At 75.3% G+C, this 22,120-nt stretch carries 14 protein-coding genes; 4 read left to right on the top strand and 10 right to left on the bottom strand.

Going from position 1 to position 22,120, the window contains the following annotated elements:
* Positions 1–33: 33 nt before the first annotated feature.
* Positions 34–2,874 carry a leucine--tRNA ligase gene (gene leuS / locus GA0070622_RS11365; RefSeq protein ID WP_091573269.1) on the bottom strand — a complete coding sequence of 947 codons (2,841 nt, stop codon included), beginning with the start codon at positions 2,872–2,874 and terminating at the stop codon, positions 34–36.
* A gap of 349 nt (positions 2,875–3,223) precedes the next feature.
* Here leuS and GA0070622_RS11360 point away from each other — a divergent pair, with 349 nt between their 5' ends.
* From GA0070622_RS11360 to GA0070622_RS11350, 3 genes are read left to right on the top strand one after another with little or no spacing between them, the layout of a single operon-like run.
* Complete coding sequence (locus GA0070622_RS11360; protein ID WP_091573268.1) at positions 3,224–4,279, top strand: AAA family ATPase; 1,056 nt, start codon at positions 3,224–3,226, stop codon at positions 4,277–4,279.
* 1 nt (position 4,280) lies between these two features.
* Positions 4,281–5,579 (top strand): DUF58 domain-containing protein, encoded by a 1,299-nt coding sequence (locus GA0070622_RS11355; protein ID WP_091573267.1) that lies wholly within the window; start codon positions 4,281–4,283, stop codon positions 5,577–5,579.
* A gap of 16 nt (positions 5,580–5,595) precedes the next feature.
* On the top strand, positions 5,596–8,058 hold the full coding sequence (locus tag GA0070622_RS11350) for a transglutaminase TgpA family protein (protein WP_091573266.1): 2,463 nt from the start codon (positions 5,596–5,598) through the stop codon (positions 8,056–8,058).
* A 917-nt stretch (positions 8,059–8,975) separates the two neighbouring features.
* Here the strand turns inward: GA0070622_RS11350 and GA0070622_RS11340 are convergent.
* The 9 genes from GA0070622_RS11340 to GA0070622_RS11300 all read right to left on the bottom strand — a co-directional run bounded on the left by GA0070622_RS11340 (position 8,976) and on the right by GA0070622_RS11300 (position 20,183).
* Positions 8,976–9,374: a DUF3040 domain-containing protein gene (locus GA0070622_RS11340; RefSeq protein WP_091573265.1), complete on the bottom strand. Its 399-nt coding sequence runs from the start codon at positions 9,372–9,374 to the stop codon at positions 8,976–8,978.
* Positions 9,375–9,489: 115 nt separating this feature from the next.
* A complete protein-coding gene (locus GA0070622_RS11335) occupies positions 9,490–10,749 on the bottom strand; it encodes a DNA polymerase IV (RefSeq protein ID WP_091573264.1) in 1,260 nt (419 codons plus the stop codon).
* Positions 10,750–10,788: 39 nt separating this feature from the next.
* The gene (locus GA0070622_RS11330) at positions 10,789–11,940 is read right to left on the bottom strand and encodes an alkaline phosphatase family protein (RefSeq protein ID WP_091573263.1); all 1,152 of its coding nucleotides are present in this window, start codon (positions 11,938–11,940) and stop codon (positions 10,789–10,791) included.
* Positions 11,937–12,686 (bottom strand): methyltransferase domain-containing protein, encoded by a 750-nt coding sequence (locus GA0070622_RS11325; RefSeq protein ID WP_091573262.1) that lies wholly within the window; start codon positions 12,684–12,686, stop codon positions 11,937–11,939. Before GA0070622_RS11325 ends, GA0070622_RS11330 begins: the two co-directional genes overlap by 4 nt.
* Positions 12,687–12,777: 91 nt before the next feature.
* Complete coding sequence (locus tag GA0070622_RS11320) at positions 12,778–12,957, bottom strand: hypothetical protein (RefSeq protein WP_091573261.1); 180 nt, start codon at positions 12,955–12,957, stop codon at positions 12,778–12,780.
* Between the two features lie 99 nt (positions 12,958–13,056).
* Positions 13,057–16,422 (bottom strand): error-prone DNA polymerase, encoded by a 3,366-nt coding sequence (locus GA0070622_RS11315; protein ID WP_091573260.1) that lies wholly within the window; start codon positions 16,420–16,422, stop codon positions 13,057–13,059.
* Between the two features lie 261 nt (positions 16,423–16,683).
* A complete protein-coding gene (locus GA0070622_RS11310) occupies positions 16,684–18,801 on the bottom strand; it encodes a Y-family DNA polymerase (RefSeq protein ID WP_091573259.1) in 2,118 nt (705 codons plus the stop codon).
* Complete coding sequence (locus tag GA0070622_RS11305; protein ID WP_091573258.1) at positions 18,798–19,541, bottom strand: hypothetical protein; 744 nt, start codon at positions 19,539–19,541, stop codon at positions 18,798–18,800. Before GA0070622_RS11305 ends, GA0070622_RS11310 begins: the two co-directional genes overlap by 4 nt.
* Before the next feature lie 138 nt (positions 19,542–19,679).
* A complete protein-coding gene (locus GA0070622_RS11300) occupies positions 19,680–20,183 on the bottom strand; it encodes an SAV_6107 family HEPN domain-containing protein (protein WP_091573257.1) in 504 nt (167 codons plus the stop codon).
* 524 nt (positions 20,184–20,707) lie between these two features.
* Here GA0070622_RS11300 and GA0070622_RS11295 point away from each other — a divergent pair.
* A complete protein-coding gene (locus tag GA0070622_RS11295) occupies positions 20,708–22,105 on the top strand; it encodes a ferredoxin reductase family protein (protein WP_245666186.1) in 1,398 nt (465 codons plus the stop codon).
* Positions 22,106–22,120: the final 15 nt, after the last annotated feature.

Genomic DNA, 22,120 nt, shown 5'->3' with positions numbered 1-22,120 from the left:
GGCGCGCCGCACCGGGCGCGCCCACGAGCCGGTTCAGATGACGACCGAGACCATCCGGCCCTTCACCACGATCACCTTGCGCGGCTCCTTGCCGGCCAGCGATCCGGCGACCGCCTCCAGCGCGGCGGCGCGGACGGTGTCCTCGGTCGCGTCGGCGGGCACCTCGACCCGGCCCCGGACCTTGCCGTTGACCTGCACCGGGTAGGTGACCGAGTCGGCCACCAGCAGGGCCGGGTCGGCGACCGGGAAGTCCGCGTACGCCAGCGAGGTGTCGTGGCCCAGCTTGCGCCACAGCTCCTCGGCCAGGTGCGGGGCGAACGGGGCGACCATCAGCACCAGCGGCTCGGCCACCTCGCGCGGCGTCCGCTCCAGCCGGGTCAGTCCGTTGGTCAGCTCGATCAGCTTGGCGATCGCGGTGTTGAACCGGATCCCGTCCATGTCGCCGCGGACCCCGTCGACCACCTTGTGCAGCAGCCGCCGGGTCGCCTCGTCGGCCGGCGCGTCGGCGACCCGCAGCGCGCCGGTTTCCTCGTCGACGACCGTGCGCCAGACCCGCTGCAGGAACCGGTACGAGCCGACCACGGCCCGGGTCTCCCACGGGCGGGACACCTCCAGCGGGCCCATCGACATCTCGTACACCCGGAACGTGTCCGCGCCGTACGCCGCGCACATGTCGTCCGGGGTGACGACGTTCTTCAGCGACTTGCCCATCTTGCCGTACTCGCGCCGGACCTCGGTCTCGCCGTGGAACCACCGGCCGTCGACCTCGACGACCTCCTCGGCGGGCACGTAGGCGCCCCGCGGGTCGGTGAACGCGTACGCCTGGATCATGCCCTGGTTGAACAGGCGGCGGAACGGCTCGAACGACGAGACGTGGCCCAGGTCGTACAGCACCTTGTGCCAGAAGCGCGCGTACAGCAGGTGCAGCACGGCGTGCTCGGCGCCGCCGACGTACAGGTCGGTGCCCCCGCAGTCGCCCGCGCCGCGCGGCCCCATCCAGTACGCCTCGTTCTCCGGCTCGGCGAACCGTCGCGTGTCGGTGGGGTCCAGGTAGCGCAGCTCGTACCAGCAGGAGCCGGCCCACTGCGGCATCACGTTCGTCTCGCGGGTGTAGCGCTTCGGCCCGTCGCCCAGGTCCAGCTCCACCTCCACCCAGTCGCGCCGCCGCGACAGCGGGGTCTCCGGGTTGCTCGCCGCGTCCTCCGGGTCGAACGTCTTCGGCGAGAAGTCGTCGACCTCGGGCAGCTCGACCGGCAGCATCGACTCGGGCAGCGCGATCGGCGCCCCGGTCTCGTCGTACACGATCGGGAACGGCTCGCCCCAGTAGCGCTGCCGGGAGAACAGCCAGTCGCGCAGCCGCCAGGTGACCGCGCCGGCGCCGTGCCCGTTGGCCTCCAGCCACTCGATGATCCGCGCCTTGGCCTCGGCCACGCCCAGGCCGTTCAGGTCGATGCCGCGCTCCGGCGCGGCGCTGTTGACCGCCGGGCCGTCACCGGTCCACGCCTTGCCGGCGAAGCCCTCCGGCGGCTGCACGGTCCGCACGATGGGCAGCTCGAAGACCTCGGCGAAGTCCCAGTCCCGCTCGTCCTGGGCCGGCACCGCCATGATCGCGCCGGTGCCGTAGCCGGCCAGCACGTAGTCGGCGATGAAGATCGGGACCCGCCCGCCGGTGGCCGGGTTGGTCGCGTACGCGCCGACGAAGACGCCGGTCTTCTCCTTGCTGTCCGACTGCCGCTCCACGTCCGTCTTGGCCGCGGCGGCCTTCCGGTACGCCTCGACGGCCTCGCGCGGGCTGCCGTGCCCACCGGTCCAGGCGTCCCGGGTGCCCTCCGGCCAGGCGGCCGGCGCCAGCACGTCGACCAGCTCGTGCTCGGGGGCCAGCACCATGTAGGTGGCGCCGAAGACGGTGTCCGGCCGGGTCGTGAACACCCGCACCGGGGCGGCGTCGGTCGGGAAGTCGATGTGCGCGCCGGTCGAGCGGCCGATCCAGTTGCGCTGCTGCAGCTTGATCGGCTCGGGCCAGTCCAGCGTGTCCAGGTCCTCCAGCAGCCGGTCCCCGTACGCGGTGATCCGCATCATCCACTGCTTCAGGTTGCGCTTGAAGACCGGGAAGTTGCCGCGCTCGGAGCGACCGTCGGCGGTGACCTCCTCGTTGGCCAGCACGGTGCCCAGCCCCGGGCACCAGTTCACCGGCGCCTCCGAGACGTAGGCCAGCCGGTGGTCGTCGACGACCCGGCGGCGCTCGGCCACGGTCAGCTCGGTCCACGGGCGGCCGTCGGGGGTGGGGCGGGTGCCGCCCTCGAACTCGGCGATCAGCTCGGCGATCGGGCGGGCCCTCCTCGCCTCCGTGTCGTACCAGGAGTTGAAGACCTGCAGGAAGATCCACTGCGTCCAGCGGTAGAAGTCGGTGTCGATGGTCGCGACCGAGCGCCGCTCGTCGTGACCCAGCCCCAGCCGGCGCAGCTGCGCCTTGTACCGCTCGATGTTCGCCTCGGTGGTGGTCCGGGGGTGGGTGCCGGTCTGCACCGCGTACTGCTCGGCGGGCAGGCCGAACGCGTCGAAGCCCATCGCGTGCAGCACGTTGCGCCCGGTCATCCGCTGGTAGCGGGCGTAGCAGTCGGTGCCGATGTAGCCCAGGGGGTGACCCACGTGCAGGCCGGCGCCCGACGGGTAGGGGAACATGTCCAGCACGTACAGCTTCTCGGCGCCCGCGCGGGGGTGGCCCGGGTCGGCCAGCGAGCCGACCGGGTTCGGCGCGTGGAAGGTGCCCTCCCGCGCCCAGGTGTCCTGCCAGCGGGTCTCGATCTCGTCGGCCAGGGCGGCCGTGTAGCGGAACGGGGGAATGTCGGTGGCCGGTGCGGCTGCCTCACTCATGGCGTCTCCTCGGCGCGGGTCAGGTCGGGTGTGGGAGCTGCGCTGCGGGCACAAAAAAGCCCCTCGCGCAGGAGGGGCGGCCGTGCTGTCGCGCGTCAGCGCATCAGCACGGCTCGGTAAGAAGCAGGAAGACTCCGGCCATGTCCGGCAGTGTACCCCCGTCCCCCGTCCGGCGAATATTCGGGGCGTAACCGACCGACCACCTGCGGGGGTCGGCGATAACGACAAACATGGTTAGCCTGAGAGGCCAGTGAGATTTCTGCGGCAAACGAGGCTCGGCGTCGCGAACCCAACGGCGGGTCCAGGTGCTCTATACAGAGCTGCCGTCCAGGCGACGAGGAGGAGGCCCGTGACACAACAGACCTGGGACGAGGTGGGCGGTCTGCTGCCGCACGACGAGTTCCGTGCCGCCAGCGAGGCCGTCGTGTCCAACATCGAGCAGGTCATCGAGGGCAAGACGGCCACCGTCCGGCTCGCCCTGGCGGTGCTGCTGGCCGAGGGCCACCTGCTCATCGAGGACGTGCCCGGCGTCGGCAAGACCAAGCTCGCCAAGGCGATGGCCCGTTCCATCGACTGCTCGGTCCGCCGGATCCAGTTCACCCCCGACCTCCTGCCCAGCGACGTCACCGGCGTCAGCGTCTACAACCAGGAGACCCACGACTTCGAGTTCCGCCCGGGCGCGGTCTTCGCCAACCTGGTGGTCGGCGACGAGATCAACCGGGCCTCCCCGAAGACCCAGTCGGCCCTGCTCGAGTGCATGGAGGAGCGGCAGGTCACGGTCGACGGGGTGACCTACCAGCTGCAGACGCCGTTCATGGTGATCGCGACGCAGAACCCGATCGAGATGGAGGGGACCTACCCGCTGCCGGAGGCGCAGCGGGACCGGTTCACCGCCCGGATCGCGATGGGCTACCCGGACCCGCGCGCCGAGCTGGCCATGCTCGACGGGCACGGCGCCACCGACCCGTTGCAGGGGCTGCGCCCGGTCTCCGACGCGGCGACCGTGCGCCGACTGATCGGCCACGTCCGGCAGGTGCACGTCGCCGACGCCGTCAAGCAGTACGCGATCGACCTGGTCACCGCCACCCGCGAGGCGCCCGACCTGCGCCTGGGCGCGTCCCCGCGGGCCACCCTGCAACTGCTGCGCACCGCCCGCGCGGTGGCCGCCCTGGAGGGCCGCGACTACGTCCTGCCGGACGACCTGCAGGTGCTCGCGGTGCCGGTGCTGGCGCACCGGATCATCCCGACCGCGGACGCGCAGCTGGCCCGGCGCACCACCGACGCGATCGTCGCCGAGCTGGTGCACCGCCTGCCGTTGCCGCACGACCGGCAGCGTTCCCCGTACGACACCCGGCCCGGCGGCGGTGGCAACGGCCGCGGGCCGTACGAGCCGCGGAGGCCGTGACGTGCGCGACGGGCTGCGCGGGCTGACCACCCGCGGCCGCTCCTTCCTGGCGGCCGCGGTCGCCGCCGCGATCTCCGCGGGCATCCTCGGCGAGAAGGATCTGCTCCGGGTGGCCGTGCTGCTCGCCGTCCTGCCGCTGCTCGCGGCGGCCTACGTCGGGCGCAGCCGCTACAAGCTGGCCTGCAACCGCTCGCTCGAACCGCACCGGGCGCCGGTCGGGGCCAGCTCCCGGGTGGTGCTGCGGCTGCAGAACCTGTCCCGGCTGCCCACCGGCACGCTGCTGCTGGAGGACCGGCTGCCCTACGCGTTGGGCAGCCGGCCCCGGGTGGTGCTGGAGCGGCTCGGCGCGCACCAGGCCAGCTCGGTGGCGTACACGGTCCGCGCTGACGTGCGCGGCCGCTACGAGGTGGGTCCGCTGGTGATCCGGCTGACCGACCCGTTCGGCCTGTGCGAGCTGACCCGGTCCTTCCCCAGCACCGACCACCTCACCGTGATCCCGCAGGTCACCCCGCTGCCCTCGGTGCGGCTGCCCGGCGAGTACGCCGGCAGCGGCGACAGCCGGGCCCGCTCGGTGGCGGTGCACGGCGAGGACGACGCCGCCACCCGGGAGTACCGGATGGGCGACGACCTGCGCCGGGTGCACTGGAAGTCGACCGCCCGCACCGGCGAGCTGATGGTGCGGCGCGAGGAGCAGCCCTGGGAGAGTCGGGCGACCGTGGTGCTGGACACCCGGGCCGCCGGCCACCGCGGCGAGGGCCCGACGGCCAGCTTCGAGTGGGCGGTCTCGGCGGCCGCCAGCATCACCATGCACCTGCGGCAGGCCGGCTACAAGCTGCGCCTGGTCACCGGCAACGGCGTCGACGTCGGCGCCACCGAGGCCGGCGGCGAGGGCCTGCTCCTCGACCACCTCGCCGAGGTGCACCTGGACCGGCGGGGCGAGATCACCACGCTGGTGCAGCAGGTCCGGCAGCGGGCCGACGGAGGTCTGATCATCGCCCTGCTGGGCACGCTCGGCGCCGCCGAGGCGGAGCTGCTGGCCGGGCTGCGTGGCAACGGCGCCACCTGCGTGGCGTTCCTGCTCGACAGCAACACCTGGCTGAACCTGCCGGCGAAGGCGCGGGCCGAGGCGGAGCGGGCGCACGGCAGCGCCGCGCTCGCCCTGCTGCAGAGCGGCTGGCGGGTGATCGGCGTGGAGCACGGCAACCGGCTGCCGGTGCTGTGGCCGCAGGCCGGCCGTGGCTCCCAGGGCTTCGCCCTGCGGGCGGCGCTGGCCGAGACGGTCGCCGGAGGCATGCGATAACCGGAAGGGTGGTCCTGTGACCCCGCACCGCAACATCGGCTTCGTCGCCGCGGCGGCGACCCTGCTGGCGTCGGCCCCGCTGTCGGCGATCTTCGAGCGTTGGACCTGGTTGATCCAGGCCGCGATCGTGGTCGCCGTGGTGGCCGGCGCGGCGGCGCTGAGCCGGCTGGGCCGGGCTCCGCTGTGGGGGCAGCTGCTGGCCATGCTGGCCGGTCTGACCCTGGGGCTGACCTGGGTCTTCCCGGGCGGCACCGAGGCGTTGGCGTTCGTGCCGACCCCGGCCACGTTCGGCCACTTCGGTGACCTGCTCCAGGCGTCACTGCAGGACATGCGCACCTACGGCGTCAAGGTTCCCGACGTCGACTCGCTGCTCTTCCTCGCCGTGCTCGGCATCGGCGCGGTGGCCGTGGTGGTGGACGTGCTCGCGGTCGGGCTGCGCCGCCCGGCGCTGGCCGGGCTGCCGATGCTGGCCATCTACTCGGTGCCGGTCGCGGTCTACCTGGACAGCGTCCCCGCGACCCCGTTCGTGGTGGGCGCCTGCGGCTACCTGTGGCTGCTGGTCACCGACAACGTCGACCGGGTCCGCCGGTTCGGTCGCCGGTTCACCGGCGAGGGGCGCGACGTCGACGTCTGGGAGGCCTCGCCGCTGGCGGCGGCCGGCCGACGGCTCGCGGTGGTCGGTGTGGCCGTGGCGGTCGCGCTGCCCCTGGCCGTGCCCGGGATGACCGGCGGGCTGATGAACAACGTCGGTGCCGGCCCGGGCGACGGCACCGGGCGCCCCGGGCAGGGTGGCGGTCCCGGCCGGATCGACCTGTTCGCCGCGCTCAGCGGCCAGCTCAACCAGAGCGAGGAGGTCGAGCTGGTCAAGGTCAGCACCAACGAGCCGAGCCCGTTCTACCTGCGTCTGGGCGTGGTGGACGAGTTGCGACCGAGCGGCTTCCAGGCCCGGGTGCCGTCGGGCGGGCCGGTCACCCGCGCCCTGCCCGACCCGGGCGACCGCGCTCCCCGCGGGGTCGAGCAGCGGCGCTACCGGGCCACCGTCGAGGTGACGAAGAGCCTGAACATGCCGCTCATGCCGGTCTACGCCGAGCCGGTCGACACCGACGACCTGAGTGGCAACTGGCTCTACGACCCGAACCAGCAGATCGTCTTCTCCAACCGGGAGAACGCCCGCGGCAAGCGCTACTCCTTCGAGTACGTCCGGTCGACGTTCAGCCCGTCGGCGCTGCGCGCCGCGCCGACCCCGCCGGCGGAGAGCGCGGTGATGCGGCAGCAGACCTCCCGGCCGTCGGTCGCCGCCGTCGAGGACCTGGTCCGGAAGCTGGTCAGCGGCCGGCAGAACGACTACGACAAGGTTCGGGCGATCTACGAGTACTTCTCCGTGGAGAACGGCTTCTCCTACTCCCTGTCGACCCGCAACGGCAGCAGCGGGGAGGACATCACCGACTTCCTGGCCACCAAGGTCGGCTACTGCCAGCAGTACGCCGCGGCCATGGCCTGGCTGGTCCGGGCGGCCGGCGTACCGGCCCGGGTCGCGGTCGGGTTCACCAACGGCGGCCGGGCCGACGGCGGCACCTACGTCCTGACCAACCGCAACCTGCACGCCTGGACCGAGGTCTACTTCGGTGGGATCGGCTGGGTGCCGTTCGACGCCACGCCGGCCGCCGCCGTCACCGGCTCGGTCCGCTCGTCCTGGGCGCCGGACACCGACGCCCCGGAGGAGATCTCCCCCTCGGCCGGCACCACCGCCGCGCCGGGTGCCACCGACCCGTCGGCCGGGCCACAGCAGCCGGAGCGGGAGGAGCGGGACGTCGACCAGGGCCTGGCGCTCGGCGACGGTGGGCGGGCCCAGCAGAACCCGGTCTGGCCGTGGTGGCTGGCCGGGGCGCTCGCCCTGCTGGCCCTGCTCGCCGTGCCGGCCCTGCGCCGCTCCACGCTGCGCCGACGGCGGGTCCGGACAGCCGCGCCGACGGCCACCGCGGTGACCGTGCCCGGGCAGCGGGGCGGCCCGCGCGAGATCGTGGTCGGGGCGGACGCCGACGCGGTCCGCGCCGACGCGCACGCCGCGTGGGACGAACTGCTGGACACGCTCGTCGACTTCCACGTCCGGGTGGACCGTACGGAGACTCCGCGGGCGACCGCCGAGCGGTTGAGCCGGGAGGCGCTGGCCGAGGACGCCGGCGCGGCGACCGGGGTACGGCTGCTGGGCCGGGCCGAGGAGCGGGCGCGCTACGCCCGGGACCCGCTCGGCGGCGCCGAGCTGCACCCGGCGCTGCGCAGCGTCCGGGGGGCCCTGGCGGCCCGCGCGGACCGGCGGACGAGGCTGCTGGCCGCGTTGCTGCCGCCGTCGGTGTTGGCGCGGTGGCGGACCGCCGCGGCCGAGCGGTCGGCCCGACTGGTGACCACGACCGGGCGGGCGCGGCAGCGGATGCTGCGCTGGAGCCCGCGCCGCCTGTTGGCGGGCCGCCCGGCCCGCTGACCCACCCCGACCCTCTACCCCACCCACCCCGACCCTCTACCCCACCCGGCCCGCCGGCGCTCCCCCGCCGGCGGGCCGCACCCATCAGCCCGCCTCACCACGCGCCCTCCTCACCGCACCCCGCCCCGCCGCACCCCGCCCCGCCGCACCCCGCCCCGCCGCACCCCGCCCCGCCGCACCCCGGTTGACCAAGGAGTTTGCGTCGGCGCACACCCCTTCTCCCGGCACAAACTCCTTGATCGCCACCGCCGCACCGCCGCACCGCCGCACCGCCGCACCGCCGCACCGCCGCACCGCCGCACCGCCGCACCGCCGCACCGCCGCACCGCCGCACCGCCGCACCGCCGCACCGCCGCACCGCCGCACCGCCGCACCGCCGCACGATCTTGGTACGAAACGGCCCCTGGAGGGGCGCTCCCGTACCAAGATCGGCGTGATTCTCGCGAGGTGGAAGATCGATCTCGCGAGCGAGGATGCGGGGGCGCGGTCACGGGGACGGCGGGGGCTGGGAGGGACGTGGAGCACGTACCGGATGGGCCGGCAGCGACGGTCAACCGGTTGGACTGACAGTGACGGACACAGCGGGGAAGACCGGCGCGGCGATCAGGGGTGCGGGGTCGGCCCCGAGGAGGACCGGCGGGCACGACGCGGCAGTGCGAGCGCGGCGCGGCAGTGCGAGCGCGGCGCGGACAAGCACGGTGCTAGCAGTCGCGGTGCCAGCAGTCGCGGTGCCAGCAGTCGCGGTGCCAGCAGTCGCGGTGCCAGCAGTCGCGGTACCAGAACCGAAGCGGCCACGGCGCCTGCCGGCAAGCAGGCGCGGGCGCGGCCCGGATCGCGGCCATGGTGAGGGGAGCGCGCTCGTCGACGGGTCGACGAGTCGGCGCTGCGGCCCGCCCCGGTTCAGGGGCGGGGCGCGGTCAGCGGTGGCCCTCCGGGCGCTGCCGCCAGCGGTCCTCCATCCGGTCGAGGAAGGAGCCCCGGCGACCGGCGCTGCGGCCACGGGGACGACGCCGGCTCGTCGTGCCACCCACCACGTGCAGGTCGGGTGACTGGGATCTGCGGTGCGACTGCGCCGCGAAGATCAACGAGGCCAGCATGACGACGAAACCCGCCACGGCCACCGCGGGAATCTTGATCACGGCACCGTAGATCAACAGGGCCAGACCAGCGACGACCACGCCGGCAGCGACGAGCACGCGACGCCGCGCGTGGAAACGCGGGTCGCTGGCGCGCACGGCCGAGGCGAACTTGGGGTCCTCGGCAAGCGACCGCTCGATCTGCTCGAACAGCCGCTGCTCGTGCTCCGAGAGCGGCACGGCACTCCTCCCCGGTCACGTTGGTCGGCCCGGGCGGGCCGACAGACCGTGGCAGCCAACCGGCTGCTTACCCGCAAGTCTACGAGGGCCCTCGCGCGTCGGAAAGCGGGACGACCTACGGCCGGGTCGGTTTTTCGACTCGTCGTGGATCCCGCCTGCCGAGAAGACTGGCCGGACCTATGACGGACCGCCCGAATCGGGCGGCCGCCGCGTCGGCCGCCGCCTCCGCCTCCCGCCAGCCCCGCTCCGGCGCGCCCAGCGTGAGCTGCTGCGGCGTCTCCTCGGCCGGGGCGAGCCCCTCCATCCGGACACCGACCAGTCGGACCGGTTCACCCGGGGCGAGGGCACCCCAGAGCGCCCAGGCCGTGTCGAACATCTCCCGGGCGGTGTCGGTGGGCACGGCGAGGGTGCGGGAGCGGCTGATCGTGCGGAAGTCGGCGAACCGGACCTTCAGCGACACCGTGCGGCCCACCTGGCCGGCCGCGCGCAGCCGGGCGCCGGCCTTGTCGGCGAGGGCGAGCAGGGATCGCCGGATCTCCGTCGGGTCGGTGACGTCGGTGTCGAACGTGACCTCGGCGCCGATCGACTTCTCCACCTGCTCCGGGGAGACCCGGCGCGGGTCCCGCCCCCAGGCCAGCTCGTGCAGGTGGGCGGCGGACGCCTCACCCACCGCCCGACGCAGCAGACCGGCCGGCGCCTCGGCCAGGTCGCGCACGGTGCGCAGGCCGAGCCGGTGCAGTGCCTCGGCCGAGCGCTCCCCCACGCCCCACAGCGCGGACACCGGCAGCGGGTGCAGAAACTCCAGCACCTGGGCGTCGGGCACCACGAGCAGCCCGTCCGGCTTGGCCCGGGTGGAGCCGAGCTTGGCCACGAACTTGCTCGACGCCACGCCGACCGAGCAGGTCAGGTGCTGCTCCTCGGCGACCCGGCGGCGGATCAGGCCGGCGATGGCGGCCGGCGGACCGAACAGCCGCCGGGCGCCGGTCACGTCGAGGAACGCCTCGTCCAGCGAGAGCGGCTCGACCAGCGGCGTGACGTCGCGGAAGATCCGCATCACGGCGCGGGACGCCGTCGAGTAGGCGGTGAAATCGGGCGGCAGGTAGACCGCGTGCGGGCAGAGCGCCCGGGCCCGGGCGGTGGGCATGGCGCTGCGGACGCCGTAGCGGCGGGCCTCGTAGCTGGCGGAGCTGACCACCCCGCGCGGGCCGACGCCACCCACCACCACCGGCCGGCCGCGCAGCTCGGGGCTCCGGCGCACCTCCACCGAGGCGAAGAACGCGTCCATGTCGACGTGCAGGATCGCGCAGCCGGTGTCGTCGGCGTCCGGCCCGAAGCGCGGATCCCCGCCCCGGGGCAACGACTGGCTGCGGCCCATGCCCCGCAGGCTAACCCGCCGGTCCGACAGGGTCGCCGGTCAGCCCCGGACCACCAGCAGCGGGACGGTCATCTCCGCGGCGGTGTCCGCGCCGTGGTACGCCACCAGCCGCGACACCACCGGAGGCTCGGAGCGGGTGGCGACCACCGCGTACGTGTCCCGGCAGACCACCACCACGTCGCCGATCCGGCCCAGGTGCGCCTCGGGCACCGGCCCGAACCAGCCGGTGGCCACCGCCTCCGCCCGGGTCAGCACGTCGGCCGCCCCGCCCAGCACCCCGGTCCAGGTGGCCACCACGTCCGCCTCGGCGCCCGGCTCGACGTGCAGGTAGCGGACCCGGGGCTCGCCGGCGACCACCCGCACCCCGGCCCGCAGCCGGGGGTCGGTGTCCAGGTCGATCCGGTGCCCGGCGGGAATGTCGAGCTGGCCGTGGTCGGCGGTGACCAGCAGCGCGGCATCCGGCGGCAACCCGTCCACCAGGCGGGCCAGCAGCGCGTCCACCTCGGCCGCCGCCCTCCGCCACGGCGCGGAGTCGATGCCGCTCAGGTGCCCGTGCCGGTCCAGGTCGGGGTGGTAGCCGGAGACCAGGGTGGGCCCGGCGCCGGCGGCCAGCGCGGTCAGCATCCGCGCGGCGAGCGCGTCGACCCCGGTCGCGCCCCGGTAGTCGCCGCCCCGGTTCGCGGCCAGGGTGAGGCCGCTGCCGGCGAACTCGGGTCGGCTGACCACGGTGACCGCCACCCCGGCGGCCCGGGCCCGCTCGTACCAGGTGAGGACCGGCTGCCAGCGGGCCGGATCGGGGTCGGCGGACCAGTCGACGTGGGTGAGCACCCGGTCCGTGCCAGGCACCCGGACGGTGAAGCCGAGCACCCCGTGCGCGCCGGACGGGGTGCCGGTGCCGAGGCTGACCAGGCTGGTCGGAGTGGTGGAGGGGAAACCGGAGGTGAGCGGCACGCCGGTGGTGGCGGCCAGTCCGGCCAGCGTGGGCGCGTACGGGGCGGCGGTGGGGATCTGGTGCCAGCCCAGCCCGTCGACCAGCAGCACGGCGATCCGGCGTACCCCTGCGAGCCGGGGTGTCAGGTCGAGCAGGTCGACCGCGCCGGGCACGCCGAGCAGCGTGAGCGCACTGGGCAGCACGTCGGCCAGGCTGCCGCCACCGTAGCGGGGCGCGACCCGGTCGAGAGGGCCGGTCATGCCGGGCGGCGGGCGAAGACGTGCAGTTGGGCGGCCAGGTCCCGGTACGGCGACCGACCGGCCAGGGACCGTTCCAACTCCACCAGGGCGGCCGGCTGACCGTCCGCCACGGCGGCCGGCAGCAGGTCGGCGAGGACGCGTACGCCGTGGATCTCCTCGACGACGAGCCCGGCGGCGGTGAGCAGCGCGGCCGCGCCGTCGGCGTCGTAGCGGCGGCGCAGGCTGTCCCGACCGCCGGCGGTGCCCTGCGGGTCGGCGGCGAGCGCGGCGGCGCTGTCCAGCTGCCCGTTCATCGCCCGGCCGAGCACGGCGGCGGCCCGCCCGGCGACCAGTACGCTGGCCGCTCCGCCCGGTCGGAGCGCGGCGACCAGCGCCGTCGTCACCGGTTCCGGATCGTCGACCACCTCGAGGACGGAGTGGCAGAGCACCAGGTCCACGGAGGCGGGCTCGACCACCCCGGCGAGCGCGTCCGCGTCGCCCTGCCGCGCGCGTACCCGGTCGGCGACCCCGGCCTCGGCGGCCCGGCGGGTCAGCGCGGCGAGCGCGTCGGGACTGGCGTCGACCACGGTGACCCGGTGGCCGGCCTCGGCCAGGGGGACGGCGAAGCCGCCGGTCCCGCCGCCGACGTCGAGCACCGAGAGCCGCTCGCCGGCCCGCCGGTCCAGCTCGGCCCGGAGCACGGCCCAGATCACGGCGGTGCGGGGGGTGAGGGTTCGGGTCTGCTCCACGTCGCCGAGCCTAGCCATGGCCAAACGCACCGAACGCAGTGAGGGCCGTGCGGCCATGGCCATCAAGGCCAGCCACGGCCGTCGCGGCCGGTCACCCCCCGCCCGCGGGTCAGGACTCGCCGCCGCCGGCCGGATCCTCCTCGGCGCGGGAGCGCTGGGCGTTGGCCACCGGACCCTCGGTCACCTGGTATTCCCGCGGCTCGACCTCGTGGGTGGGCGCCCATCCGGTGCCGAGGCGGGTCCGTCGGGCGTTGGCCACGCCACCGGGGTACGTGCTGTGAAAGGTCATCTGGTTCATCCCCCATACCCGGGTGGGCCACTCTGCCCAACCCGTGTCCGGGAGTCTCCCGCCTCGGGCTCCGGGAAACCGTAATGTGGATCACTCCACTCAGCGGAAATCCCGGGACGCCGGCGTGACGGGCGGCTCGATCGCGTCCAGCCGGTCCGCGGTGAGGTTCGTGACGCCCTCGTGCCGCTGCAACCGGCCCCGCACCACCAGCGCGCCGCTGGTGCGGGCGATTCGACGGTAGCGCTGCCAGAGCCCCGGCGAACACGTGACGTTGAGCATGCCGGTCTCGTCCTCCAGGTTGAGGAACGTGACCCCGCCGGCGGTCGCCGGCCGCTGCCGGTGGGTGACGATCCCGCCGACCCGGATCCGCTGCCCGGGCGGCACCTGACCGAGCCGGGCGATCGGCACCGCGCCCAGCGCGTCGAGCCGGTCCCGGATGAACCGGGCCGGGTGGCTCTCCGGGGACAGGCCGGTGGCCCACACGTCGGCGACCAGCCGGTCCACGTCCGCCATGCCGGGCAGCGTGGGCGGGTCCGCGCCGGTCACCGTGCCGGGCAGCCGACCGGGCCGGTCCTGGGCCGCCGCGCCGGCGGCCCAGAGGGCCTGCCGCCGGGTCAGCCCGAAACAGGCGAAGGCGTCCGCGGTGGCCAGCGCCTCCAGCTGCGCGGCGGTGAGACCGACGCGGCGGGCCAGGTCCGGCATGTCCCGGTACGGCCCGTGCGCCGCCCGCTCCGCCTCGATCCGCTCGGCCACGTCGTCGCCGAGGGTACGGACGCTGCCCAGCCCGAGCCGGACCGCCGGACCGCCCAGCCCCCAGGCGTGCGGCGGCTCGCCCGGCACGCTGCCCCACCGGGTCTCCGGCGTGGACTCCAGCACCGCCTTGGCGCCGCTGGCGTTGATGTCCGGCCGGCGCACCTCCACGCCGTGCCGGCGGGCGTCGTCGGTGAGCGTCTGCGGCGAGTAGAAGCCCATCGGCTGGGCGTTGAGCAGCGCGGCCAGGAACGGGCCCGGGTGGTAGCGCTTGAGCCACGAGCTGGCGTAGACCAGGTAGGCGAAGCTCATCGCGTGGCTCTCCGGGAAGCCGTAGCTGGCGAACGCGGTGAGCTTGCGGTAGACGTCGTCGGCCAGCTCGCCGGTGATGCCCCGCTCGGCCATCCCGGCGTAGAGCCGGTCGGCGATCTGTGCCATCCGCTCCACCGAGCGTTTCGCCCCCATGGCCCGGCGCAGCTGGTCGGCGCCGGCCGCGTCGAACCCGGCCAGGTCGATGGCGAGCTGCATGAGCTGCTCCTGGAACAGCGGCACGCCGAGCGTCTTCTCCAGCGCGTTGCGCATCAGCGGGTGCGCGTACGTGACCGGCTCCTGGCCGTTCTTGCGCCGGATGTACGGGTGCACCGAGCCGCCCTGGATCGGGCCGGGACGGATCAGCGCCACCTCCACCACGAGGTCGTAGAACTCGCGCGGCTTGAGCCGGGGCAGCGTGGCCATCTGGGCCCGGCTCTCCACCTGGAACACCCCGACCGAGTCGGCCCGGCAGAGCATGTCGTAGACCTCGGGGTCGTCCAGCGTCATGTCGCCGAGGTCGAGGCTCATCCCGATCATGTCGTAGCCGTAGTGCAGCGCGGAGAGCATGCCGAGGCCGAGCAGGTCGAACTTGACCAGGCCGACGGCCGCGCAGTCGTCCTTGTCCCACTGGAGCACGCTGCGCCCGGGCATCCGGCCCCACTCCACCGGGCAGACCTCGATCACCGGCCGGTCGCAGATCACCATGCCGCCGGAGTGGATGCCCAGGTGCCGGGGGAAGGTCTGCAACTCGTTGGCGTACGCGACCACCTGCTCCGGGATGTCCGCCACGTCGACCGCGGCGACCGAACCCCACCTGTCGATCTGCTTGCTCCAGGCGTCCTGCTGCCCGGGCGAGAAGCCGAACGCCTTGGCCACGTCCCGCACCGCCGACCGGGGCCGGTAGGAGATGACGTTGGCGACCTGGGCGGTGTGCTCCCGGCCGTAGCGGGCGTAGACGTGCTGGATCACCTCCTCCCGCCGGTCGGACTCGATGTCCACGTCGATGTCGGGCGGGCCGTCGCGCTCCGGGGCGAGGAAGCGTTCGAACAGCAGCCGGTGCCGGACCGCGTCGACGTTGGTGATGCGCAGCGCGTAGCAGACCGCCGAGTTGGCCGCCGACCCCCGGCCCTGGCAGTAGATGTCCTGCGCGCGGCAGAACGCGACGATGTCGTAGACCACCAGGAAGTAGCCGGGGAAGCCGAGGTCGGAGATCATCCGCAGCTCGTGCTCCAGCTGCGCGTACGCCTCCGGGTGCGCCTCGGACGGGCCGTACCGCTCGCGGGCGCCGTCCATGGTCAGCCGGCGCAGCCAGCTCATCTCGGTGTGCCCGGCCGGCACCGGGTACGCCGGCAGCTGCGGCGCGACCAGGTGCAGGTCGAAGGCGAGTTCCGCGCCGAACTCCGCGGCCCGCGCCACCGCCCCGGGGTACGCGGCGAACCGCGCCGCCATCTCCGCGCCGCTGCGCAGGTGGGCGGTGGCCGCGGCGGGCAGCCAGCCGTCGATCTCGTCGAGGCTGCGCCGGGCCCGGACCGCCGCCACGGTGGTGGCCAGCCGCCGCCGGCCCGGGGTGGCGTAGTGCACGTTGTTGGTGGCGACGGTGGGCAGCCCGGCCGCGGCGGCCAGCTCGGCGAGCGCGTCGTTGCGGTCGGCGTCGACCGGGTGGCCGTGGTCGGTCAGCTCCACCGCCACCGTCTCCGCGCCGAACAGCGCGGTGAGCCGGTCCAGTTCCCGGGCAGCCGCGTCGACGCCCTCGGTGAGCAGCGCGGCCGGCACGTGCCCCTTGCGGCAGCCGGTGAGCACGAGCACGTGGTCGCGCAGCTCGGCGGCGATCTCCTCCAGCTCGCCGTAGACCGGGCGGCCCTTCTCCCCGCCGCGCAGCTGGGCCCGGGAGATGGTGGCGGCCAGGCGGGCGTACCCCTCGTGGCCGTGCGCGAGCACCAGCAGGTGCCGGCCGAGCGGGTCGGGTTCGCCGTTCTGCGGGCCGGGCAGCCCGAGGGACAGCTCCGCCCCGAAGATCGTCGGCAGCCGCAGCGCGCGGGCCGCCTCGGCGAAGCGCACCACGCCGTAGAAGCCGTCGTGGTCGGTGACGGCGAGCGCGGTGAGCCCCAGCCGGGCCGCCTCCTCGGCCAGTTCCTCCGGGTGGCTGGCCCCGTCGAGGAAGCTGAAGTTGGAGTGCGCGTGCAGCTCCGCGTAGGGGACGACGCCGTCCGGGCGGTCCAGCTCCGGCGGTTGGTATTCCTGGCGCTTGCGGCTCCAGGCCGGGGAGTCGCCGCCGTCGGCGTCGACCGCGAGCGGGTCCACCACGTGCAGGTGCCGCTCGCCCCGGCCCGGCTCGTCCCCGCCCCGCCCGGAGAGCACCTGCTCCAACTTCGACCAGGGCATCTTCGGGTTGTGGAAGCTCATCCCGCGCCCCCTGGCTCGGCGAGCACCGAGATCACCAACCGGCCGAGATCTTGGTAGAAAACGGCCCCTGGAGGGGCGTTTTCCTTCCAAGATCTCCCTTCTTCCTGACAGCTGGAACGCGTATCCCGGAAAGCGGAAGGAAACAGCCGGTGGGAGTGCTGCGGGATGCCCGGGACCGCCCCGCGATCAGATCGTGTGGCGGCTCGGCCGGCCGGGCACCGCACGCCGACAGGAGCCCGGCTCGGGACGGAGACCCACCGCTCAGTCATAGATCGCCTCCACCAGCCACTGCCCGCCCTCGACCGCGAGCAGCAGGGCGGTGCCGTCGGCCAGGCAGACCTGGAACCGGGCGCGACGACGCGCCTCGGCCGGCGCCCACCAGCGCTCGTCCACCGGCCACGGGCCGACCCATCCGGAGATGTCGGACGGCCGGCCGGTGCCCACGGTCAACCGGGCCGGCGGCGCGCTGACCGCCAGCCGGGCGCTCACCACGACCGGCTGGCCGGACGCGTCGTGCACCTCGGCCGACACCGGGGTGGGCAGCACCACGGCCGGTGACGGTGGCGGGATCCGCCCCGGCCACGGTGGCTCGGGCACCGCCCGACCCCGGCCGGCCCGGCCACCGGCCCGCCTCGCCGCCGCGCCCGGGCCACCGGACGGGACCGGCGCGGCAGCCGCACCGGACCGCACGGCCGGAACAGCGGCCGGACCCGACGCCCCGACGCCCGACGACGCGACCCCCGACGACGCGGCGCCCGACGACGGAAGAGCCGACGACGCGACGCCCGACGACGGAAGAGCCGACGACGCGACGCCCGACGACGGAAGAGCCGACGACGCGACGCCCGACGACGGAAGAGCCGACGACGCGACGCCCGACGACGGAAGAGCCGACGACGCGACGCCCGACGACGGAAGAGCCGACGACGCGACGCCCGACGACGGAAGAGCCGACGACGCGACGCCCGACGACGGAAGAGCCGACGACGCGACGCCCGACGACGGAAGAGCCGACGACGCGACGCCCGACGACGGAAGAGCCGACGACGCGACGCCCGACGACGGAAGAGCCGACGACGCGACGCCCGACGACGGAAGGGCCGACGACGCGACGCCCGACGACGGAAGGGTCGGCAGGGGCGGGGGGCCGGGGCGGGCGGGCGCCCGTTCGTCGCCCCACGGCACCAGACGCACCTGCTCGGCCGGGGAGCGCCCGCCGCCGAGGACGGCGGTGACCACCGCCTCGGGGCCGAGGATGCCCTGCACCCGGCTCAGTGCGCGGTGCGCCCGCTCCCGCTCCGCGCCGGTCTCCCCCCACAGCCCGGGTTGCAGGCCGGCCTGGGCGAGCACGCCGTCCGGCACCAGCCGCAACCGGATGATGCCGGCGGTCGGGCGGGCCGGCCGGGCCCCGCCCCGGCCGTTGCTGCCGGAGAGCCAGCCGTCGAGCTGCCACCGGACCCGGTCGGCGATGGCCGCGGCGGTCAGCAGGCCGTCGTGTCGCCAGACCCGGTGCAGTTCCTGGCCGTGCGCGGTGACCGCCTCGATGCCGAGCCGGGTGCAGGCCAGGCCGTACGCGGCGAGCCGCTCGTGCAGCCGCTCGGCCAGCGTGCGGGCGGCGAACGCGGCGGCGTCGACCCGCTCGATCGGCTCGTCGTGGTCGGCGGTGACGGTCAGGTCGACGGGCGGCTGCCGGACCGCGAGCGGCCGGTCGTCCCGGCCGGCGGCGAGCCGGTGCGCCAGCGCCCCGTCGAAGCCGAACCGGGCCAGCACGTCCCCCGCGGGCAGCGCCGCGAAGTCGCCGAGGGTACGGACGCCGAGCCGGCGCAGCAGGTCGGCCAGGGCGGGCCGGCCCAGCGCCTCGACCGGCCGGCCGGCCAGGAACTCCGGGGTGCCGCCGGGGGGCAGGATGCGCCCCTCCCGGGCGGCCAGCCCGGCCGCGAAGACCCCGTCGGCGATGCCGACCTGGCTCTCCACCGCACAGCTCTGGGCGACGTGCTCGACGATCCGCTCGGCCGCCGCCTCCTCGCCGCCGAGGTAGCGGCTCGGCCCTCGGGCGGCCGTGACACACGCGCCGGGGCGGATCACCTCGACCCCGGCGACCACCTCCTCGACGGCGGCCACCACCGGTTCGAACGCCCGCGCGTCCCGGCCGGGGTCGTGGTCGACCACGGTGAGCTGCGGGCAGCGCCCCTGGGCCTCCCGCCGGCGCAGCCCGCGCCGGATCCCCTCGGCCCGGGCCCGCTCGGAGCAGGCGACCACCCGGTTGGCGTGCAGCACCACGACCGGGTCGGTGGCCGGCACGCCGTCGACGATCTCGGCGGCGAGGACGGGCCAGTCCGGGCACCAGAGCAGCAGGGCCCGCGGCGGGGCGGTGCTCACCGGCCCACCGCGGGGGCCACCACGCGCAGCCGACGGGTCGGGGCGGTGACGGACGGGACGCCGGCCCCGGACGCGCGGGGGATCACCCGGGTCAGCTCGTCGCCGGGCAGCCACACCTTGATCTCCTTGGGCCGGGCGGCCGCTCCCCGGCCGCGGGCCGAGACGGTCACCTCGCGGCGGCGCAGCCGCCCCCGGCCGGGCCCGAGCCCCTGCCAGACCCCACGGACCACCTGGAGCGTCACGTCCGCGCCGTCCCACCGCCCGTACGGCACCAGGACGCTGCCGCGCTGCCGGGCCCGGGCGGCCAACCGGGTGGCGACCGAGGCGGCGACCGTGGTCGGCACGGCGGTGACCACCACGTCGACCCCGTCGATGAGCGCGGCGACGACGGTGGGCCACTCCGGGCCGGGGTGCGGCACCAGCGCGAGCCGGTCCAGGGCGATCCCGGCCTCCGCCGCCGCACCGGCCCCGAAGGTGGGTACGCCGACCACGGCGCACCACGAGCCGGCCCGGGACGCCTCGGCGAGCAGGGCGAGGATCAGCGAGGTGGCGCCGCTGTGCCGGGGCTGGCCGGCGCCGATCGCGACGGTGCTGCCACGACGCAGGCCCCGGTTGGGCAGCAGCCCGGTCAACTCGGCCCGGACGGGGAGCACCCGGTGGCCGCCGGCCGGGTCGGGCGCGCTCGCCGGCCGGACCAGCTCGGCCAGGGCGGCGGAACCGACCACCATGCGGCCCGCCATCGGACCAACCCCCCGTCGTGTTTCGCCACGGGCCCCGCCCGTGGATGGTGCTGTGGATCGTGTGCTGCGCGGCACGCGTGTGCCGTGGGAGCGGCGCCCGGCCGCCCGGGGTCCCGCCGACGGCGGCCGGGCGCCACGTCAGGCGGCGGCCGCGCCGGATCGCGCCGGGGCGTCGGGACCGCCGAGCCGCAGGGGCCGGTGCAGGCCGTCGAGCGTCGGTTGGTGGGCCAGCCCGAGTGCGGTCTCCACCACGGTCACGAACTGCTCGGCGGAACGGAGCAGGTCGTCGGCCTCCCGGGCGGTGACCACGCGGGGGATGCCCGCCTCGGCGGCGGCCCGCTTGCTCGCGCCGGCGGCGAAGTAGGCGGCCCACTCGTCCAGTTCGGGGGCGACGGTGGCGAGCAGCACCCAGACGCTGGTGATCCGGTTGCGCCGGGTGGGCGCGGGGCGGGCCCGGGCGGCGAGCACGGCGGCGGCGGCGCGCAGCGCCGCGAGGTGGGCGGCGGCGTAGCGGAGGCCGTCGGGGCGGGTGCGGGCGGCCTCGGCCAGCCCTTCGCGCGCCACCACGAGCAACTGGGCGGGGGTGCGGTGCGGCAACACGTGCGCGGGCACCGTGGGCGCCTGGGCCGGACTGGTCGGCATGGGTCTCTCCTCCGCGTGTGGCCGGGGCGGGCGGTCGCGCGACGAGGAGCCGTCGCCCGGTCGCCCGGAGCGGTCGGTGCGGAGGAAGACGCACCTCAGGTGGCGGCCGGCCGGGTGTGGACGCTTCCCCACACCCACACCCGGCCGGCGTACCGGCGGGTCCGTCGCCCGCCGCCCGGGGGTCGTGGGCGGCGGGCGACGACCTGCCTGTCGGGCTCGGACTCGCGACTGTCCGAGGCCCGGTGCGGCCCGCGGAGCCGCACCTTCCGGAGGCCGGTGCCGCGAAACACCGTCTCCGGAGCCGTGGAACGAGGTGTCCGACCCGGGGGTCGGAATCGAACACTCGTTCTAACTACCCTGACAGTACACCTCCCCACCGACGAAAACGCAACGTGTGACGCGCCAGGGACACGCCGGCACCCCGTCGGATTCCCAGCCGGGGCACAGCAGCGGCAAAGGAGAACCGGAACTCGCCGGCCCAGGGTTTACCCCATGAGCGTCAGCCGTACCGAGAAGACCCTCCGGTGACCGCCGCCGTGGCCGGCCGGCGGGCCCCGCGCCGCCCGCCGCCGACCGCCCCCGCCTGGTGGGCCGACGTCGCCGGCGCCCTCGCGGCGCTCAGCCTGCTCGTCGTCACCGCCCTCTGGACCGCCGACCGTGGCGTGCAGGAGCTGCTGGCCGGCGCCGCCACCGGGCTCACCTCGCTCGGCCGGCTCGCCGGCCTGGTCAGCGCCGACCTGATGCTGGTCCAGGTGGTGCTGATGGCCCGGGTGCCGCTGCTGGAACGCCGCTTCGGCCAGGACCGGATCGCCCGCTGGCACCGGCTCGCCGGATTCGCCTCGTTCCACCTGCTGCTGACGCACGTGCTGCTGACCGTGCTCGGATACGCCGGCACCGCCCGCCGGGGGGTGCTCGCCGAGACCTGGGACCTCGTCGTCACGTACCCCGGGATGCTGCTGGCCACCGCGGCGCTGTCGCTGCTGGCGCTGGTGGTGGTGACCTCGGTCCGCGCGGCCCGGCGGCGGCTGCGTTACGAGTCCTGGCACCTGCTGCACCTCTACGCCTACCTGGGCGTCGCGCTGGCGCTGCCGCACCAGCTCTGGACCGGCGCCGACTTCCTCGCCTCGCCGCTCGCCCGCGCCTACTGGTGGACGGTCTACCTGCTGGCGCTGGCCAGCGTGCTGATCTGGCGGCTCGGCCTGCCCGCGTGGCGCTCGCTGCGCCACCGGATCGAGGTGGCCGCGGTGGTCGCCGAGGCACCCGGGGTCACCTCGGTCTGGCTGCGCGGGCGGGACCTGCACCGGCTGCCGGTACGGGCCGGCCAGTTCCTGCTCTGGCGGTTCCTGGACGGCCCCGGCTGGTCCCGCGCCCACCCGTACTCGCTGTCCGCGCCGCCGCGGGGGGACCTGCTCCGGATCACGGTCAAGGACCTGGGCGACGGCAGCGCCCGGGTGGCCGCCCTGCGCCCCGGCACCCGGGTGCTGGTCGAGGGGCCGTACGGGCGGCTCACCGGACAGCACTGGCGGGGCGGCGGGATCACGCTGCTGGCCTGCGGTGTCGGGCTCACCCCGCTGCTGGCGCTGCTCTGGGAGCTGCCGTACACGCCCGGCGAGGCGGTGCTCGTCCACCGCGCGCGTACCCCGGAGGACCTGGTCTTCTCCGCCGAGCTGGACCGGCTCGTCACCGAACGCGGGCTGGTGGTGCACCACCTGGTCGGACCCCGGGCGGCGCGGCCGTCCTGGCTGCCGGCGTACGCCGAGGGGCTCTCCGACGCCGAGGCGCTGCGCCGGCTCTCCCCCGACGTGGCCGGACACGACGTCTTCCTCTGCGGGCCGGACAGCTGGGTCGACGCCGTCCGGGTCGCGACCCGCGCGGCCGGGGTGCCCGACGCGCACGTCCATCACGAACGCTTCGCCTGGTGACGGGCGCGAAGGGAG

It is taken from the genome of Micromonospora sediminicola (assembly GCF_900089585.1).
Classification (GTDB): Bacteria; Actinomycetota; Actinomycetes; order Mycobacteriales; family Micromonosporaceae; genus Micromonospora; species Micromonospora sediminicola.
Note: the sequence above shows the minus strand (reverse complement) of the source record. Positions and strands in the feature narration are given on the sequence as shown.

Coding starts and splice junctions, on each gene's coding strand:
- GA0070622_RS11315 (WP_091573260.1), bottom strand. CDS start 16,422: ATGAGCTTCCACAACCCGAAGATGCCCTGGTCGAAGTTGGAGCAGGTG.
- GA0070622_RS11300 (WP_091573257.1), bottom strand. CDS start 20,183: ATGCCGACCAGTCCGGCCCAGGCGCCCACGGTGCCCGCGCACGTGTTG.
- GA0070622_RS11305 (WP_091573258.1), bottom strand. CDS start 19,541: ATGGCGGGCCGCATGGTGGTCGGTTCCGCCGCCCTGGCCGAGCTGGTC.
- GA0070622_RS11320 (WP_091573261.1), bottom strand. CDS start 12,957: ATGACCTTTCACAGCACGTACCCCGGTGGCGTGGCCAACGCCCGACGG.
- leuS (WP_091573269.1), bottom strand. CDS start 2,874: ATGAGTGAGGCAGCCGCACCGGCCACCGACATTCCCCCGTTCCGCTAC.
- GA0070622_RS11335 (WP_091573264.1), bottom strand. CDS start 10,749: ATGGGCCGCAGCCAGTCGTTGCCCCGGGGCGGGGATCCGCGCTTCGGG.
- GA0070622_RS11330 (WP_091573263.1), bottom strand. CDS start 11,940: ATGACCGGCCCTCTCGACCGGGTCGCGCCCCGCTACGGTGGCGGCAGC.
- GA0070622_RS11325 (WP_091573262.1), bottom strand. CDS start 12,686: ATGGCTAGGCTCGGCGACGTGGAGCAGACCCGAACCCTCACCCCCCGC.